This window comes from Ensifer sp. 38_S197 (assembly GCF_056924495.1).
The window spans coordinates 2,465,775-2,483,428 of sequence record NZ_JBXOVZ010000002.1; the positions used below are offsets into that span (position 1 = coordinate 2,465,775).

Annotated in this window: 15 protein-coding genes; 13 read left to right on the forward strand and 2 right to left on the reverse strand. The window is 61.9% G+C overall.

The window, feature by feature from the left end:
• Positions 1-100 precede the first annotated feature (100 nt).
• Positions 101-1,342: an outer membrane protein transport protein gene (locus AC1Z3V_RS25095; RefSeq protein ID WP_483502339.1), complete on the forward strand. Its 1,242-nt coding sequence runs from the start codon at positions 101-103 to the stop codon at positions 1,340-1,342.
• A 473-nt stretch (positions 1,343-1,815) separates the two neighbouring features.
• Positions 1,816-2,622 carry an exopolysaccharide production regulator ExoR gene (gene exoR, locus AC1Z3V_RS25100; protein ID WP_429817027.1) on the forward strand — a complete coding sequence of 269 codons (807 nt, stop codon included), beginning with the start codon at positions 1,816-1,818 and terminating at the stop codon, positions 2,620-2,622.
• Between the two features lie 67 nt (positions 2,623-2,689).
• On the opposite strand, the gene xth is transcribed toward exoR, so the two are convergent.
• On the reverse strand, positions 2,690-3,481 hold the full coding sequence (gene xth, locus AC1Z3V_RS25105; protein ID WP_483502340.1) for an exodeoxyribonuclease III: 792 nt from the start codon (positions 3,479-3,481) through the stop codon (positions 2,690-2,692).
• A 206-nt stretch (positions 3,482-3,687) separates the two neighbouring features.
• Between xth and AC1Z3V_RS25110 the strand changes: the two genes are divergently transcribed.
• Entirely contained in the window at positions 3,688-5,151 is a 1,464-nt protein-coding gene (locus AC1Z3V_RS25110; protein WP_483502341.1) for a phospholipase D-like domain-containing protein, read from the forward strand.
• Between the two features lie 30 nt (positions 5,152-5,181).
• Here AC1Z3V_RS25110 and erpA read toward each other — a convergent pair whose 3' ends face one another.
• Positions 5,182-5,514, reverse strand: coding sequence for an iron-sulfur cluster insertion protein ErpA (gene erpA / locus AC1Z3V_RS25115; protein WP_057255803.1), 333 nt, complete (start codon positions 5,512-5,514; stop codon positions 5,182-5,184).
• Positions 5,515-5,726: 212 nt separating this feature from the next.
• On the opposite strand from erpA, the gene AC1Z3V_RS25120 reads away from it, so the two are divergent.
• From AC1Z3V_RS25120 to tatC, 10 genes are all read left to right on the forward strand, one after another.
• The gene (locus AC1Z3V_RS25120) at positions 5,727-6,944 is read left to right on the forward strand and encodes a deoxyguanosinetriphosphate triphosphohydrolase (protein WP_429817035.1); all 1,218 of its coding nucleotides are present in this window, start codon (positions 5,727-5,729) and stop codon (positions 6,942-6,944) included.
• A 96-nt stretch (positions 6,945-7,040) separates the two neighbouring features.
• A complete protein-coding gene (gene argS / locus AC1Z3V_RS25125; protein ID WP_429817037.1) occupies positions 7,041-8,801 on the forward strand; it encodes an arginine--tRNA ligase in 1,761 nt (586 codons plus the stop codon).
• Positions 8,802-8,864: 63 nt separating this feature from the next.
• Entirely contained in the window at positions 8,865-11,771 is a 2,907-nt protein-coding gene (locus tag AC1Z3V_RS25130; protein WP_483502343.1) for an SPOR domain-containing protein, read from the forward strand.
• Between the two features lie 153 nt (positions 11,772-11,924).
• Entirely contained in the window at positions 11,925-12,941 is a 1,017-nt protein-coding gene (gene nagZ / locus AC1Z3V_RS25135) for a beta-N-acetylhexosaminidase (RefSeq protein WP_483502345.1), read from the forward strand.
• A gap of 36 nt (positions 12,942-12,977) precedes the next feature.
• Entirely contained in the window at positions 12,978-13,844 is an 867-nt protein-coding gene (locus AC1Z3V_RS25140; protein WP_483502346.1) for a segregation and condensation protein A, read from the forward strand.
• Positions 13,837-14,568, forward strand: a complete 732-nt coding sequence (gene scpB, locus AC1Z3V_RS25145) for an SMC-Scp complex subunit ScpB (protein WP_429817047.1) — start codon at positions 13,837-13,839, stop codon at positions 14,566-14,568. The genes AC1Z3V_RS25140 and scpB overlap by 8 nt, the downstream gene beginning before the upstream one ends.
• A 76-nt stretch (positions 14,569-14,644) precedes the next feature.
• A complete protein-coding gene (locus AC1Z3V_RS25150) occupies positions 14,645-15,754 on the forward strand; it encodes an ABC transporter ATP-binding protein (RefSeq protein ID WP_483502348.1) in 1,110 nt (369 codons plus the stop codon).
• A gap of 91 nt (positions 15,755-15,845) precedes the next feature.
• On the forward strand, positions 15,846-16,052 hold the full coding sequence (locus AC1Z3V_RS25155; RefSeq protein WP_113537623.1) for a twin-arginine translocase TatA/TatE family subunit: 207 nt from the start codon (positions 15,846-15,848) through the stop codon (positions 16,050-16,052).
• 75 nt (positions 16,053-16,127) lie between these two features.
• Entirely contained in the window at positions 16,128-16,805 is a 678-nt protein-coding gene (gene tatB / locus AC1Z3V_RS25160; protein ID WP_483502349.1) for a Sec-independent protein translocase protein TatB, read from the forward strand.
• Positions 16,802-17,644 (forward strand): twin-arginine translocase subunit TatC, encoded by an 843-nt coding sequence (gene tatC, locus AC1Z3V_RS25165; protein ID WP_483502351.1) that lies wholly within the window; start codon positions 16,802-16,804, stop codon positions 17,642-17,644. The genes tatB and tatC overlap by 4 nt, the downstream gene beginning before the upstream one ends.
• The last annotated feature ends 10 nt before the right edge of the window (positions 17,645-17,654 follow it).

The following is a 17,654-nucleotide window of genomic DNA, read 5'->3' on the forward strand; positions in this document are numbered from 1 at the left end:
CTGCCTCCGGCATTTGCGATTTCACATGTTCGTGAGAATACTTTCGCCACACGCGGCATGAGGTGGAATGTCGCAGAGTGCAGTGCAGGGGAGGAGCTTGATGGCTCACATGAATTTTAAGCGTGGCGTCCTGACGGTGGCGGCTGGTTGGCTGTTTGCGTCGGCGGCCCACGCCGGCGGTCTCGAGCGCGGTGGCTACAACATCGACCTACTGTTCGACCCGTCGGACTACGCGGCAGAAGCGTCGGCGACCTACGTCAATCCGCAGCGCGAACTCAACAACGTCGTTGATCTCAACCCGTTGAACGGCACGCCTGGTGGTCCGTCCAGTGGCGTTCGCGATACCGACAGCTACTGGGTGCCGCGCGTCGGTATCAAGGCTGGGATCGGCGAAGGCTTCGACTGTATGGCTGATTATTCGCAGCCCTGGGGCGCGCACTCGAATCCCGGCGTTAACTGGGCGGGCGCGAACGACAACAGCGAAACGAAGGTCGAAAGCGATAACTACGCCGCCACCTGCTCCTACAAGTGGGCGGTCGGCCCGGGCCAGTTCCGCGTCATCGGTGGTGTTTTCTATCAGGAAGTCGGCGGTTTCAAGGAGCGTCTTGTTTCGCCAGCGATCCCGCCGCTCGGCCTGAGCGGTGTCGGTCGCCTGGATCTCGAGGGTGACGGCTGGGGATGGCGTGCCGGCGTTGCCTATGAAATTCCTGAATACGCGGTCCGTGCGAGCCTCGTCTACAACAGCGCCGTCGACCTCGACAATCTCTCGGGCTCGATCGATCTGCGTGATGTGGCGCTTGGTCGAGGCCCCGGTGGGATGCCCATCATCGGCACCAAGTATGATGTCTTCGGCAACGCTTCCATGCCAGATTCGCTGGAATTGAAAGTGCAGTCGGGTATCGCCCCGGATTGGGTGGCGTTCGGCTCGGTCAAGTGGACCGACTGGAGCCAACTCCAGGTTCTGAGTTTCTGCCCGCGTACGGCCAGCCCGCTCACGCCCTGCACCAGCCTCAACTTGCTCTACCGTGACGGCTGGACGATCTCGGGCGGTATCGGCCACAAGTTTACCGATAAGCTTAGCGGTGCAGCCAGCATCACCTGGGACCGTGGGACGAGCCACGGCTTCGGCACGCAGACCGATACCTGGGCATTCGGTACCGGGCTTTCCTATGCCGCGACTGAGAACGTCGAGTTCCGCCTCGCCGGTGCGGTCGGCATTCTGACGGGCGGCAGCTCCGGCCCGCAAGTGTTTCAGGGTCAGCCCGTCGGTACCGACGTGAAGTACGATTTCGACGACGACTTCTTCGCGGCCGTCTCGACCTCGGTCAAGATCAAGTTCTGACCCTTCGTTGATCTGACTGTTCCGGGCCCGGTTTCAACCGGGCCTTTCTTTTGGTGTGGAGTGTTTAACCAAGCGCCAGCAGCGTCCCGCAATGTGACAATTCAGCAACACATTTAATGCTAGAGTTTGTTAGCATCGGACTCGTCCCGGCTACGTCCATTTCCCGCCACAAACAGGGAGCAGCGATAGTAGGGACAAACCTGCAACGTGAAAACGAAACCTGCGGCGTTTGGTGTGAAATGAAACTTGGACTGTCGATCTTCATGTCAGATGTGGCCTCCGGTGCCTTTGTGCAAGTGGTCGACTGAAATGGTCTTTTCGGCGGATGTGTCGAAGTTTCGTTCTGGAATGGGCGCGTCGATATCGTCGACGGATGTGGTGAAGTTTTGGGCGGCGGCGGGTCGCCCGGGTGTTTGTGTTTGCAGCGGTGATGAGTTCGGCGTGGCCGGCTGGAACGGAAGAATTAGACTGTGATGCTTGCGGGTGAACTGAAGTCACTGAAGGTTGCGATACTCGGCGTGTCGCTGGCGGTCTGCGGGACCATCACCATGCCGGCTCTTGCCTTTGATCCGGGGGCAGGCGTTACGAAGGAATCCGGTCCATTCGCGCTCTTCAAGTTCGGTTTCTCCGCTTACAAGAACGGTCGCAAGGACGAGGCGATCGAAGCCTACAAATACGCAGCGGAGAAGGGGCATACCGGCTCTCGCTGGGCTCTGGCCAATATGTATGCCTATGGCGACGGTGTCGCCGAGAACGACCTCGAAGCCTTCAAGATCTATAGCGAGATCGCCCAGCAGGGCGTCGAACCGGGCTCCGAGGATACCGGTTACTTCGTCAACGCATTGATCTCTCTTGCCGGCTACTACCGACGCGGCATTCCCGACAGCCCGATCAAGTCGGATATGGCCCAGGCGCGGCAACTCTATTTCCAGGCGGCGTCGACCTTTGGGGTCGCCGAGGCGCAGTTCCAGCTCGCGCGCATGCTGCTCTCGGGCGAGGGCGGCAGTGTCAACGTTCAGCAAGCCAAGAAGTGGCTCAATCGGGCCCGCAAGAGCGGCCATGCCGGCGCCATGGGTGTCTTCGGCAACGTGATTTTCCAGGAAGGCCAGACCGTTCGTGGCCTCGCCTATATGACCGCCGCACTCGACCAGTGTTCGCCGAAGGATCGGCCCTGGATGCAGTCGATGCAGGAGCAAGCGTTCTCGCTGGCGAGCGAGGACGATCGCCGCACGGCAATCGCACTGTCGCAAAACCTGCACATGCAAGGCGACGACGACTGATCTCGCCGCGGGACAATCCCAATAACAGCAGAGCTGAGACGGAATAGCCGAACGGCCGTTCCGCGCCTCAAGCGGCGGCGAAGGCAAACTCGCCGATGACGGGAACGTGGTCCGAGGGCTTTTCCCAGGCACGGACATGTTTGTCGATCGATGTTGAAACCAACCGATCGGCCGCCTCCGGCGACAGCATCAGATGGTCGATGCGAATGCCGAAATTCTTGGGCCAGCAGCCGGCCTGATAATCCCAGAACGTATAGAGCGGGACCGCGTCCGATGTCGCCCGCACGGCGTCGGTGAAGCCGAGATTGCGCAGGCGCCGAAAGGCCGCGCGTGTTTCAGGCAGGAAGAGAGCGTCGTTCTGCCAGACCTTAATGTCCCAGCAGTCATGCTCCTCCGGGATGACATTGTAGTCGCCGGCCAGGATGAAGGGCTCTTCGAGCAGAAGCCGCTGCTCGGCATAGGCGGCAAGCCGGCGCATCCAGGAAAGCTTGTAGGGGTACTTCTCGCTATCGACGGGATTGCCGTTCGGCAGGTAGAGCGAGCAGACGCGGATCACGCCGCCCGCGACCGAAAACACGCCTTCGATGAATCGGGACTGCTCGTCCGAATCGTCTCCGGGCAGACCGCGGTTGACTTCGTCCGGACGCAGCTTGGACAGGAGGGCGACACCGTTGAAGCCCTTCTGGCCGTGGGTCTCGACATGGTAGCCGAGCGCCTCGATTTCCAGACGAGGAAAGCCGTCGTCGACAGATTTGATTTCCTGGAGGCAGACGATGTCCGGATTGGCTTCCTTGAGCCACGCCAGGAGGCTGTCGATTCGCGCCTTGACGCCATTGATGTTCCAGGTCGCAATCTTCATGGCTCGAAACGCCCTTCCATATCGGTGAGTCCTTGACGCCGAGAATCTTCTAGCTGCTCCGGATTCTTTTGACAAATCCGAGACCTGCGGCCTTTCAGTCCTGCGGGAAAGGTGCAACGACGGCGTGCGGCGTCGACCACAGTTTATACGGTATAGGTGCGGGTGCTCGAATTGATTCCGGTTCATGGCCGGCTATAGTCCGGCGCATGATCGATCTCGTGCAGAACTACTGGCCGCATATCCTGGCGCTGTTGTCCTTCGCGCTTGGCATCCCGGCTGCCATTCACGCCGCCATGACCAAGGACGATGTTCGCGCCGCCGCCGGCTGGGTCGGTGTCGTTCTGCTCTCGCCGATCGTTGGGGCCTTGCTTTATGCCGTTGCCGGTATCAACCGTATCCGTCGCTCCTCGATCGGCTCGCAGCGCGCACTGTTGCGCGGGCAGGGCCCCGATCAGTTCGGCAGGTTCGATATCTCCGAAACGGACATTGCCGGACGCTTCGGGAACCGCTTTGCCGCGATGAAGATTCTCGGGGATCGTGTTTCCCGCCATCGCATGTGTTCCGGCAACGGCATCGAGGTGCTGGCCGGCGGAGACGCTGCCTATGCAGCCATGCTGACGGCCATTGCCGGTGCACAGCGCAGCATCCTGATCGAGAGCTACATCTTCGATCGCGACGTGGTCGGCCTTCGCTTCGCCGACGCCTTGATCGCCGCGGTCGCCCGCGGCGTCGAGGTGCGCGTGCTGATCGACGCAGTCGGGGCGCGCTACTCCGTGCCCAGCATTGTCGGTCATTTGAAGGCCGCTGGCGTTCCGACGGCCGTCTTCAACGGCAATATCATCATGGGGCTGCGGCTGCCCTATGCCAATCTGCGCACGCACCGGAAGATCCTCGTCGTCGACGGACGGGTTGCCTTTGCCGGTGGCATGAACATCCGCGCCGGCTTTACCAACGAGATCGCCGGCGAAATACCGGCGCTCGATACGCATTTTCGCGTGAGTGGCCCGGTGGTCGCCGACATCTTTCAGGTCGCCGCCGAGGACTGGCAATTTTCCAGCGGCGAGATGCTGACGGGCAGCGCCTGGACGCTCGAAGCCATGCCCCCGCCGGAAGATGCACCTTCCGTGCTGATGCGCGCCGTACCTTCAGGGCCGGACGCCACGAACGAAACCAACCACAAGATACTGATGGGGGCATTCTCGGTGGCGCGGAAGAGCATCCGCTTGATGTCGCCCTATTTCCTTCCGGACCGCGAGCTGATCAGCGCTTTGGTTACTGCAGCCCGCCGGGGCGTCGACGTCGATATCATCGTTCCCGCGGTCAACAACCTCCTCTTGGTCGATCGCGCGATGACCGCGCAATTCGACCAGGTCTTGAAAGGCCACTGCCGCGTTTGGCGTGCCGCGGGCGCCTTCAACCATTCGAAGCTCTTGATCGTGGATGAGTGCTGGGCCTATGTCGGATCGACCAATCTCGACCCGCGCTCGCTGCGGCTCAACTTCGAGTTCGATCTCGAAGTGCTGGACGACGGTTTTGCCCATACGATCAGCGGCATGATATCGGATGTTCAGGCCTCGGCCGAGCCCGTCACGCTCGAGGCATTGCGCGCCAAGCCGCTCGTCGACCGGCTGGCGAACCGTTTGCTTTGGCTCGGGTCGCCATATCTGTGACGGCGACCTCGATCGGGCCATCTGGCCGTGTCAGATGGAAAAACTCGTTCCGCATCCGCAGCTTGCGACCGCGTTCGGATTCTTGATCTGAAACGACTGGCCGAGCAGGTTGTCGACGAAGTCGATTTCCGAGCCGCCCATATAGACGAGCGAAAGGCTGTCGATCAAAACCTTGGCGTCGTTCTTCTCCAGCACCAGGTCGTCGTCGTTTGCGCTGTCGACCAGGTCGAACTTGTAGGAGAAGCCTGAGCAGCCGCCGCCTTCCACGGACACCCGCATGGCATTGTTGTGACTGTCCGAACGAAGGATCGTGGCGATCCGCTTTGCAGCAGCGTCCGAAAGGGTCACGGTTTCTTGCGTCATATCTGCCTCCTGCCGGGGTCAAGAACCGGAGAGATTTGATTGTTGTTCCAGCAATGTCCCGGCCGCCTCTGGAGGTGGTTTCAACTCCCGCGGCCAAGCCGTTGCTTTCGCTTACGGAATCGGTCGATGCTTGCGCGACGCGTTTCCGTGGCTTTCACTATAGGTATGAAGGCTTCAATGTCCCGTCAATGGGATGACGATTTGGGTGCAAAATGACATTCGACAAAAATGCGCTGGGCTTCGGTTATGGTGAACACGCGCCGTTCGCGTCGAATCCCTGGGCGACGCGCGGCAGGCTCTATCCGGAAGCATCGAGCGCGACACGTTCGGATTTCCAGCGTGATCGCGACCGAATCGTGCACACGACGGCTTTTCGCCGGCTGAAGCACAAGACGCAGGTCTTCATCGCTGCCGACGGCGACCATTACCGCACGCGGCTGACGCACACGATCGAAGTGGCCCAGATCGCGCGCGCACTCGCCCGCGCGCTCAAGCTTGACGAGGATCTCGCCGAAGGGGTCGCCCTCGTTCACGATTTCGGTCACACGCCATTCGGGCATACGGGCGAGGACGCCTTGCACGAGATGCTGAAGCCCTATGGCGGTTTCGATCACAATGCCCAGTCGCTGCGCATCGTCACGAAACTCGAACGGCGCTACGCCGAGTTTGACGGGCTGAACCTGACCTGGGAAAGCCTGGAGGGATTGGTCAAGCACAATGGGCCGCTGCTGACGCTCGACGGGCAGGGCACGCGCGGGCCGGTGCCGCAGCCGATCCTCGATTATTGCGCGCTGCACGATCTGGAGCTGGCGAGCTATGCGAGCCTTGAAGCGCAGGTCGCGGCCATCGCCGACGACATTGCCTACAACACTCATGACATCGACGACGGCCTGAGGGCCGGCTATCTGACCTTCGAGATGCTGGAAGACGTGCCGTTCCTTGCCCGTCTGATGCGCGAGGTCCATGACCGCTATCCCGGCCTTGAAAGCAGCCGCTTCACGCACGAAATCATGCGTCGCCAGATCACGGCGATGGTCGAGGACGTGATCGGTGTCGCCCAGAAACGCATCGCGAACATTCGCCCGGAGAGCGCGGCCGAGGTGCGTCAGGCGGGTACGGTCATGGCGACCTTCTCCGACGAGATGAGCGAGACCGACAAGCAGATAAAGCGCTTGCTGATGACCCGCATCTACCGGCACCCCGAAGTGATGCGGGTGCGGGAGGGAGCGGCGTCGATCGTCTGCGATCTCTACAATGCCTTCATGGATGATCCGCAATTAATGCGGGAGCATTATTGGATCGATCAGATTGCCGGCATGGCCAAACCGGCACGGGCCCGTCATGTCGGCGACTATCTTGCCGGCATGACCGATACTTTCGCAATCAGCGTGCACAAGCGCTTGTTTGACCACACGCCGGATTTGCGGTAGGGACGCCCCGCCCGGAGGCTTACGGTTCGAACGAACCGAGCCTCCTTTTTGAGTTTTGCGCCGGCCACATGTGGTCGGGAAAAGCGGACGGATCAGATGAATCTCTTCACGGACTTCGAATCAAGAATTAAGGACATTCTCGAAACGCTTGAAAGCGTTCGAGAAAAGCGATCCGAGCTTGATTTCGGCCGTGTCAATGTCGAGCCGCCGCGCGATCCGAGCCACGGTGACGTGGCGACCAATGCCGCCATGGTGCTGGCCAAGCCGCTCGGCCTGAACCCGCGGGCACTTGCCGAACTCATCGTTGAAAAGCTCAAGCAGGACCCGGAAGTCACCGAAGTGACCGTTGCCGGCCCGGGCTTCATCAATGTCCGGCTTTCGGTATCCTATTGGCAGAAGCTGTTGTCGAACGTGGTGCGGGCGGGCCTTGACTATGGCCGCAGCACCGTCGGCTCGGGTCGCAAGGTCAACGTCGAATATGTCTCGGCCAACCCGACGGGACCGATGCATGTCGGCCACTGCCGCGGCGCCGTCGTCGGCGACGCGCTTGCCAACCTGCTGGCCTTTGCCGGCTATGCGGTGACCAAGGAATACTACATCAACGATGCCGGCTCGCAGATCGACGTTCTCGCGCGTTCAGCCTTCATGCGGTATCGCCAGGCACTTGGCGAGGACATCGGGGAGATCCCGGCGGGTCTTTATCCGGGTGACTATCTCGTTCCGGTCGGCGAAGCGCTCGCCGATGAATTCGGCACGAGCCTGCGCCTGATGCCCGAAGACAAGTGGATGCCGCTCGTCAAGGACCGGACGATCGATGCCATGATGGCGATGATCCGCGAAGATCTCGCGGCGTTGAACGTCAATCACGACGTCTTCTTCTCCGAACGGACGCTGCACGCCAATGGAGCGGCTGCGATTCGCACTGCGATCAATGACCTGACCTTCAAGGGGCACGTCTACAAGGGCACGCTGCCGCCGCCGAAGGGGCAGCTCCCGGAGGATTGGGAAGATCGCGAGCAGACGCTGTTCCGCTCGACGGAGGTTGGTGACGACATCGACCGGCCGCTGATCAAGTCCGATGGCAGCTACACCTATTTCGCCGCCGACGTCGCCTACTTCAAGGATAAGTTCGATCGCGGCTTCGACGAGATGATCTACGTGCTGGGCGCCGACCATGGCGGTTACGTCAAGCGGCTTGAAGCGCTGGCACGCGCCGTATCAGGCGGTTCGTCGAAACTTACGGTTCTGCTGTGCCAGCTGGTCAAGCTCTTCCGTGACGGCGAACCGGTGAAGATGTCGAAGCGCTCCGGCGATTTCGTCACACTGCGCGACGTCGTCGATGAAGTCGGCCGTGATCCGGTTCGTTTCATGATGATCTATCGGAAGAATTCCGAGCCACTCGACTTCGATTTTGCTAAGGTTACAGAACAGTCCAAGGATAACCCGGTCTTCTACGTGCAATATGCTCACGCACGTTGCCGATCGGTGTTCCGTCAGGCCGCGGAAGCTTTCCCGGATCTGGATATCGAATCGCTCGACTTTGCCGGTGCCGTACAGGGGCAGATCGAGGATCCGACAGAGCTTCAGCTCGTCGCCAAGCTCGCAGAATATCCGCGCGTGATCGAGGCGGCGGCACTGGCTCAGGAGCCGCATCGCATCGCGTTTTACCTGTATGATCTTGCCGCTGCCTTCCACGGACACTGGAACAAAGGTAAAGAGAATCCGGAATTACGTTTTGTTAACGATAAAAATAGAGAATTAAGTACTGCCAGACTCGGGCTGGTGCATGCTGTCGCTTCGGTATTGAAGTCCGGCCTGTCTATTACAGGCACCTCCGCACCGGAGGAAATGCGATAAGTATTGTCACCATTTTCCCACAATGCACTGGCACATAAATACAGGCAATTGTGAGTGGAGAGCATGGCAGACAAACAATTCGCACGAAGCGGGCCGGCTGAATTCGACGTATTGGCAGACGATGATCCGTTGGCCGAACTCGCCCGGATCGTCGGTTACGATGCCCGGCCGGCCGTACAGCAATTGCAAGAGTTGCAGCGACATCAGGAGGCGGTCCGTCAGGATCCCGCCTTCGATCTCGAGGACGAACTTCTTCGCGCCTTCGACAGCTATGATGCGCCCCGCGCTGTGCAGCAGCCTGCTGGGGAGCCGGTTTCGGCGCCGCAGCCGGTCGAAGACGCCCGGATCGAGCCGGTAATCGAGCCGACAGCCGATCTCGCTGAAGAGTACGACGCGCCGATATTCCGTCAGCCGGAGCCGGTCACAGCGCCAGCCTCTGTCGTCGAAGACGAGCAGGAGCAGGCTTTCGAGGTGCAGTCGTTCTCGGCCGCCCCTGTTGCCGAAGGCGATGCCGCGGAATTCGCCGCCGATGAGCCGGCATTCGATCTGGAGCGTGAGCTCGAATTGTCGCTCGGTGAAGCCGATCTGGTGCCGTTCGAAGAAGAGCCGACTTCCGAGGCAAAAGAACAGGTTGCGGATGCCTGGCAGGCGCCGGCCGCGGAACCGTCTACCGCTTGGGCCGAGCCAGCCCCTGTCGCCGAACCGTTCCCGGCCTACGGCGAGCCGAGCCTTGAGGTTGCCGACCTTGACGTTGCCGGCCCTGACGCCGCTCCGGAGGAGCGCGTGGATGAGGTCGCATACGCGAACGAGACGATCCCGGAAGAGTCCGCGAGCCATGAAACTGTCCGCGACGAGCTTCTCGCGGATGTCGAGCGCTTCCCGGTTCCGCCGGTCGCTGCCGTCGTTGCCGCTGCCGTTCAGTCTCATCCGGCGCTTCACGCGACGGAACAGCCGGTCGTTGCGCCTGCCGTCGCCCCGGTAAGTACCGCTGCGACGCCGGCAAAGAAGAGCCCCTATCCCTTTACGCCGACCTTCAGCCGGGCGACGCCTGTCGCTTCGCCGACCGGTGCCAGCCAGCAGCGCGCCTTTGCCGGCCCGCTCGTCGTATCCCCGGCCGCTCCGGTTGCCGCTGCCGCGGTCGCCACACCTGCCGTTACACCGGTGGTCGAGGCCGCTCAGCCAGCACAGCCCGTCGCGGAACCGGAAAACGAGCCGGGCTTCGACATCGAGAACTTCGAGATGGAGCTCTCCGATGCCGCGTTGAAGCTCGATCTCGCCGATCTCGGCCCGACCGAGCCGGTTGCAGCGGCCGTGCCGCAGGCTGCTGTGCAGCCCGTCGTCGAGACCGTTGTTCCGCAGCGCGAACCGGAACGCTCCGTCGAGACTTTCGCGGCTCCGGCCCCGGTTGAGCAGCAGGACGCGCAGCCCGAAAGCACGCTGCCCTTCGATCCCTCGATGATTGCCGAAGCCGAGAATGGCGTTGCCCCGATCGCCGACATGGAGGTGCCGCAGCTGCCGGTCATCGAAACGGAAAAGCCGGTCGCCTATCCGGCGGATTACGATCTCGATATCGACGCAGAAATGGCACAGCTGTTCGGCACGCCGGCTCCGGCCGCCAAGGATGCCCGTCCGGCGGCGGTTGAGAAGGTCGAGGCGGTTCGTCCTGCCCCAGCCGCAAATGCAAATCCGTCGTTCGGTGCCGGCGCGCTCGATGATTTCGACGAATTCGAAAAGGCGATGGAAGAGGACTTCCGCCGCTCCATGACCGAACGGCAGTCCCCGGCGCGCGATGCCGAGCGGGTTTCCGCGGCACAGGGCCAGGATGATGCGGGCGACTATCGCGATTACGGCTCGGGCCGGCGGTCGCAGCGCACGATGCTGCTTGCCGCAAGCGTTGCGGGCGTCATCATTCTCGGCGGCGCGGCAGTCTATGCCTGGATGGGCGGCAGTGATGCCGCAACTTCGGCCGAGGGCCCCAAGATCATTCTCGCCGACAAGGGGCCGGTTAAGGTCGTGCCGGAAGAAAAGGGCGGCAAGACTGTGCCGAACCAGGACAAGGCGGTTTACGATCGTGTCGCTGGAGCCCAGGCCGGTGCGCCGCAGCAGGAAGCACTGGTTTCCTCGACCGAAGAGCCGATGGATGTCGTTCAGAAGACGTTGACGCCGGAAACACTGCCGCTCGAAGGCAATGACGACTCGGATGGCCCGCAGGCCAACCTGCCTGCCGACGACGAGGATGGCGCTCGCCTGCTGCCCGACGGCGGCGCACAGACGGCTGCTCAGGAAGAAGACAAGGCGCCCGCCGTCGCACCGCGAAAGGTGCGCACAATGATCGTCAAGCCGGACGGTACGCTGGTTGCTCGTGAAGAGCCGGTTGCCGCGCCTGCGACCGATGTTGCCGGGGCGACGCAGCCGCTGCCGGAAACGCCCTCGAAGGAGGTCGCCTCGGCTGAGGTCAGCGCTGCCGGTCAGGCATCGGCGAATGACGACCAGGTCGCGCTTGCCGCAACGGGCAATGCCAATATCGAAGAGGTTCCGGTTCGCAGCGTGACGACGACGGCAACGGCCGAGAAGGCACCGACGCCGCAGACGCGTCCGGCCGAGAAGCCGGCCAAAGTGGCCGCTGCGGCCGCAGACGGTGGCAATGTTCGCCTGACTGAAGAGCAGGCCGCCGCCACACCGGAAGCGCAGCCGCCGCAGCAGGTGGCAACGGCGTCGGTCCCGACCGGTGGTTACTTCATCCAGGTCGCGTCCCTGCCGTCGGAAGCCGAAGCACAGAAATCCTACAACAGCCTCTCCAGCAAGTTCGGAAGCGTCATCGGCGGCCGCGGCGTCGATATCCGCAAGGCGGAGATCGCCGGCAAGGGGACCTACTATCGCGTCCGTATCCCGGCCGGATCCAAGGAAGAGGCAAACGCGCTGTGCTCCAAGTACAAGGGCGCTGGCGGAAGCTGCCTGGTGACCAAGTAAGCCTGGCACACCGGTAGAGTTTGAGGGGGGACGCGGCTCGGGGCCGCGCCCTTCGCATTTCAGGGTTTCGATCGCCCCGTGGCCTTGTGCATGAACGACGGGGCTTCGTCTTTGTGGCTTCGCGCCGGGCGGCGCCCGCTCTATGCTCTCTCAATGAGCGAATCAAAAGCATTTATCTCGGGCTGCAAGGGCCTTTCTCTCACGACCGACGAACGCCAGTTCTTTGCCGGTGAGCGGCCGTGGGGCTTCATCCTGTTCGGGCGCAACATCGGCGAGGAGCAGCAGATCTCCGATCTGGTGGCGTCGCTTCGCGACAGCATCGGCAATCCGAACGCGCCGGTGCTCATCGACCAGGAAGGCGGACGCGTGCAGCGCATCCGGCCACCGCTCGTCCAGCAATATCCGAACGGCGCCGCGATCGGTGAAATCTACCGCCGCGACGCGGAACTGGGTCTGCGCGCGGCCTGGCTCATGGGGCGCCTGCATGCCTTCGACCTGATGCGCTTCGGCATCACCGTCGACTGTCTGCCGGTGCTGGATGTGCCGGTGCCTGGAAGCCATGATGTCATCGGCAATCGTGCCTATGGTCATGACCCTGAGACCGTGACGGCGATCGGCCGGGCGATGGGCGAGGGGTTGAAGGCCGGCGGCATGCTGCCTGTCATGAAGCACATGCCCGGTCACGGCCGCACATTCGTCGACTCGCACCACAACCTGCCCGTGGTCAGCGCGACTTTCGAAGAACTCGCCGCCAGCGACTTCCTGCCCTTTGTCGCGATGAAGGACGAAGTGATGGCGATGTCGGCGCACATGGTGTTCACGACGATCGATCCGGATAATCCGGCGACAACCTCGGCGAAGGTCGTGCGCGAGATCATTCGCGGCCACATCGGCTTCTACGGTCTTTTGATGTCGGACGACGTGTCAATGAATGCGCTTGCCGGCGACATGAGCACCCGCGCGCGCAACATCATTGCCGCGGGGCTTGATCTCGTCTTGCATTGTCATGGCATAATGGAAGAAATGAAGGCCGTCGCCGATGTCGTACCGGTTCTCGCTGGCGAGAGCCTGCGTCGGGCAAGGATCGCCGAGGCGGCCTTCCGGACGCCTGACGATGCGAACGAAAGCGATCTGCGGACCGAGTTCAACGGTTTGTTCGCAACAGGGTAAGGCAGGCGCGGCCAGCGGGAAAGGATCGGACTGTCAGTGAGCAATGCGGGCGAAAGACAAGGCAAGCCTGCGTCGAAGGCGCCGATGGAGCCCCTGTGGCAGGACGAGACTGCCGAGCGCGGGCTGCATGAAGAAGCGCTGGTGGTTGATCTCGCCGGCTTCGAAGGCCCACTCGATCTCCTGCTTCATCTCGCCCGCAGCCAGCGGGTCGATCTTTCGCGCATCTCCGTGCTGGCACTCGCCGAGCAATATATCGCCTTCATCGAGCGGGCGCGCAGCATCCGCATCGAACTCGCCGCCGACTATCTCGTCATGGCGGCATGGCTCGCCTATCTGAAGTCGCGGTTGCTGATTCCGCAGCAGGTGAAGGACGATGGTCCGACTGGCGAGGAAATGGCCTCGGCCCTGGCTTTCCGGCTGAAACGGCTGGAGGCGATGCGTGAGGCGGCAACGCGGCTCGTCAACAGAAACCGGCTTGGCCGGGACGTCTTCGTTCGCGGTGCGCCGGAACATATCGTCACTGAAAAGAAGTCCGGTTTCGATGCCTCGCTCTATGATCTCCTGAGCGCCTATGCGAGCCTGCGGCAGCGCCAGGCGATCACGCAGGTGACGATCGAGAAACGCCACGTATGGTCTCTCGCCGACGCACGCCTGATCCTGGCGCGCACGATCGGCGAACTCGATGACTGGACAGCGCTCGATCATTTTCTTATCCGCTACATGACGACGCCGAAGGAGCGGGCAACGGCGATCGCCAGTTCCTTTGCCGCCTCCCTCGAAATGGTCCGCGAGGGCCGGCTGGAGATCCGTCAGGAAGAGGCCTTTGCGCCGATCTATCTTCGGCGCGGACCGAATCCGATCGATGCGGAGACGCTTGCCGAAATGGAGGCAGCCCGTGGCTGAAGCCCAAAAATACATACCGGACGCTCCTGACGAGGACGACGAAATCGATACGACGCCGTCCTTGGATCCTCGGCTTGAACAAGAAGCCGAGCGAATCGCGGAGGCTCTGGTCTTTGCCTCGGCGCAGCCGGTGTCGGAGGCCTATATCGAAAGCAGGCTGCCGCGTGGTGCGGATGTCAGGCGGATCATGGAGCGCCTGAAGGCGCTTTATGCCACACGCGGCGTCAACCTTGTCCAGGTCGCCGACCATTGGGCATTCCGCACGGCTGCCGACCTCTCGTTCGTCGTGCAGACCGACGAGCAGGAGGTTCGCAAGCTCTCGCGCGCTGCGCTCGAAGTTCTCGCCATCATTGCCTACCATCAGCCGGTAACCCGCGCCGAGATCGAGGATATCCGCGGCGTCCAGACATCGAAGGGCACGCTCGACGTCCTGATGGAGGCAGGCTGGGTCCGCTTCAGGGGACGCCGGCGTACGCCGGGCCGGCCGGTGACCTTCGGCACCACCCGCGATTTTCTCGATCACTTCGGCCTCGAGGAACTGCGCGACCTGCCGGGTATCGAGGAACTGAAGGGGGCAGGGCTGCTTTCCGGCCGCGTGCCGTCCAATCTCAATATTCCCGTTCCGGTGGGCGAAGACGAGCTTGCCGAGAACGAAGATCCCATCACCCAGCTTGACCTTGAAGAACTGGGGCTCTTGACACCGAAGGGCGAAGAAGCCGATTAAAACCTGAATGGGGATATCGGCTTTCCCCGGTGTCCGGCATTTTTGCCGAGCACGACTGGTGTCAAGGAATGCAAGCATGGTTTCAGATCCGCAGGACGCTCCCGTCATCACGACACGACGGGCGGGTGTATCCTTCGCGGCAAGCCTGACCTTTGAAGACATTCATCACAGCTATCACGCCAAGGAAACGATCAAGGGCGTCAGCCTGGCGGCCAAGGCCGGCGAAGTCCTTTGCCTGCTCGGCCCGTCCGGGTCCGGCAAGACGACCCTGCTACGTATCGCCGCAGGGATCGAGAAGCAGAGCGCAGGACGCCTTCTGCTCAATGGCCAGGAGATTTCCGGCCCTTCGGTTTTCCTGCCGCCCGAAAAACGCGGTGTCGGTCTGATGTTCCAGGATTTCGCGCTCTTCCCGCATATGTCCATTCGCGACAACGTTCGCTTTGGCTTGACGGCGCTTCCGAAGAAGGAAGCCCTGAACCAGGCGGATGCGGCGCTCGAGCGTGTCGGGCTCTCCCATTACGCCAACCAGTACCCGCATGTACTTTCCGGCGGCGAGCAGCAGCGGGTGGCGCTGGCCCGCGCGCTTGCACCACGCCCCGCCGTGCTTCTGATGGACGAACCGTTTTCCGGTCTCGACTCGCGCCTGAAGGATTCGATCCGCGCCGATACGCTCGCCATCCTCAGAGAGACCCGGGCAACCGCGATCGTCGTCACCCACGACGCGGAAGAAGCGATGCGCATGGCCGATCGAATTGCGCTTCTGCAGGGTGGGCGATTGGTGCAGGTCGGCACGGCAGATGAGCTCTATCGCCATCCGAGAAATCTCTTCGCAGCCGGTTTCTTCTCGGAAATCAACGTGTTCAACGCACAGGTTCGCAATGGCCGCGTCGACACGCCGGTCGGCACCGTCGCGGCTGGGCGCCACCACGAAGGGGAGCGCGTTTCGGTCGCCGTCAGGCTTTCCGGCGTGCGTGTCGGCGAGAAGGAGGGCGATATTCCCGCGCGTATCCTCTCTCGTCGGTTCATCGGTGTGGTGGAGCTGCTGGAGCTGGCGGTGCCGCGTTGCGAGGATGTGGTGCGTGCGCGCATCCGCGCGGACCAATTGCCGCAAGGATTGCGCGATGTAATGCTTTCAGTTAACGAGCGGGATATATTACTGTTTGAAAAAGATGGTTCTGCATCTTAGGTTCTGTCGCAAAGAAGGGTGTGTTTAGCGCGCGCCTGAAAATTGACATGTGAAAGAGCCTATATCGGGGAAGGCTCAGAGGAGTAAGAGCATGGGTTCCTTTAGCATTTGGCACTGGCTGATCGTTCTGGTCGTAGTGCTGCTCTTGTTCGGTCGTGGCAAGATTCCCGAACTGATGGGCGATGTTGCGAAGGGCATTAAGAACTTCAAGAAGGGCATGAGCGACGAGGAAGCGGGCGCGACCGACAAGACGCTCGACAGCAAGACCGTTGACCACAAGTCCGACGAAGTTCGCTAACGGTCTGGCGTCGGTGGAGCCGGTCCGGTATCGGTATCGGACCAGTTCCCATCACGGGTTTGCAGGACATTTCGAATGCTTGATATCGGCTGGACCGAGCTTGTCGTCATCGCCATCGTTTTGATCGTCGTTGTCGGACCGAAAGATCTTCCGCCTATGCTGCGGGCTTTTGGCCGCATGACGGCGAAGATGCGCGGCATGGCCTCGGAGTTCCGCCAGCAATTCGACGAAGCGCTGCGCGAAGCGGACCTCGACGAGGTCCGCAAGACGATCAGCGATGCGCAGAGCCTCAACCCGGCCAATGCGCTCAGGGATGCGATGAATCCGCTTCGCCAGATCGGCAACGAGATCAAATCGGACCTGCAGAAGGCTGCGACGCCCGACAAGCCTGTCACAACGGCTACGGCCGAGCCCGCGATTGCGGAGCCGGTAGCGGCCGCTCCCGTGGCGGCGACGGAAGCAAAGCCCGCGGATGCGGTTGCCGCAGCCGCCTTGGGCTCAGCCACCCGCCAGTTGGAGCGCGCCGAGGCCGCCGTCCCGGCCGAGAAGCCCAAGCGGGTGCCAAGGGCGAAGGCCGATCCGGCGCCGGCGGCAAAGAAGGCCGCAACGCCCAAGGCGGCGGCACCCAGAACTTCGGCAAAGGCACCCGCAAAGGCGGTGGCCGAGAAGACGTCGTCGAAGCCCGCCTCAGCCGAGCCGGCTACCAAGACGTCCAAGCCGCGCGCCAGCACGCGCAAGAAAGGTGAAGCATGAGCGGCGATATCGAGGACCGGCCGCAGCCGCTGATCGAGCATCTGATCGAATTGCGCAGGCGCCTGATGTGGGCCATCGGCGCGTTCTTCGTGGCGTTCCTCGTCTGCTTCTACTTCGCCAAGGGTCTCTTCAATCTCCTGGTGCTGCCGTTCAAATGGGCAGTGGGCTGGGCCGGCCTGAACCATCGCAATGTCGAGCTGATCTACACGGCTCCGCAGGAGTTCTTCTTTACGCAGATCAAGGTGGCGATGTTCGGCGCCCTGGTCATCGCCTTTCCGGTGATTGCTGCGCAGATCTACAAATTCGTGGCTCCGGGCCTTTACAAGAACGAGCGTGCCGCATTTCTGCCGTTCCTGATCGCGTCGCCGATCCTCTTTCTGCTTGGCGGCGCCCTGGTCTACTTCTTCTTCACGCCGATGGTGATGTGGTTCTTCCTGGCGATGGAGCAGGGCGGCGGCGAAGGGCAGGTGGCCATCCAGCTTCTGCCGAAGGTCTCGGAATATCTCAGCCTGATCATGTCGCTGGTCTTTGCCTTCGGCCTGGTTTTTCAGCTCCCGGTGATCACGACGCTTCTCGCACGCGTCGGCTTCGTCACGTCGCAGGGCCTGGCCGAAAAGCGGAAGTACGCAATCGTGATTGCCTTCGTGGTTGCGGCCGTGCTCACGCCGCCTGACCCGGTTTCCCAGATCGGCCTTGCACTGCCAGCCATCCTTCTCTACGAAATTTCGATCTATACGGCGCGACTCGTCGAAAGACAGCGGGCAGCGGACGCGCTCAAGAGCGAAGTTGCCGAGTCGCAGGAAGGATCTTCCGGAGAGGTCGGCCCCGCCAAGGGCTGAGCATTCGAGA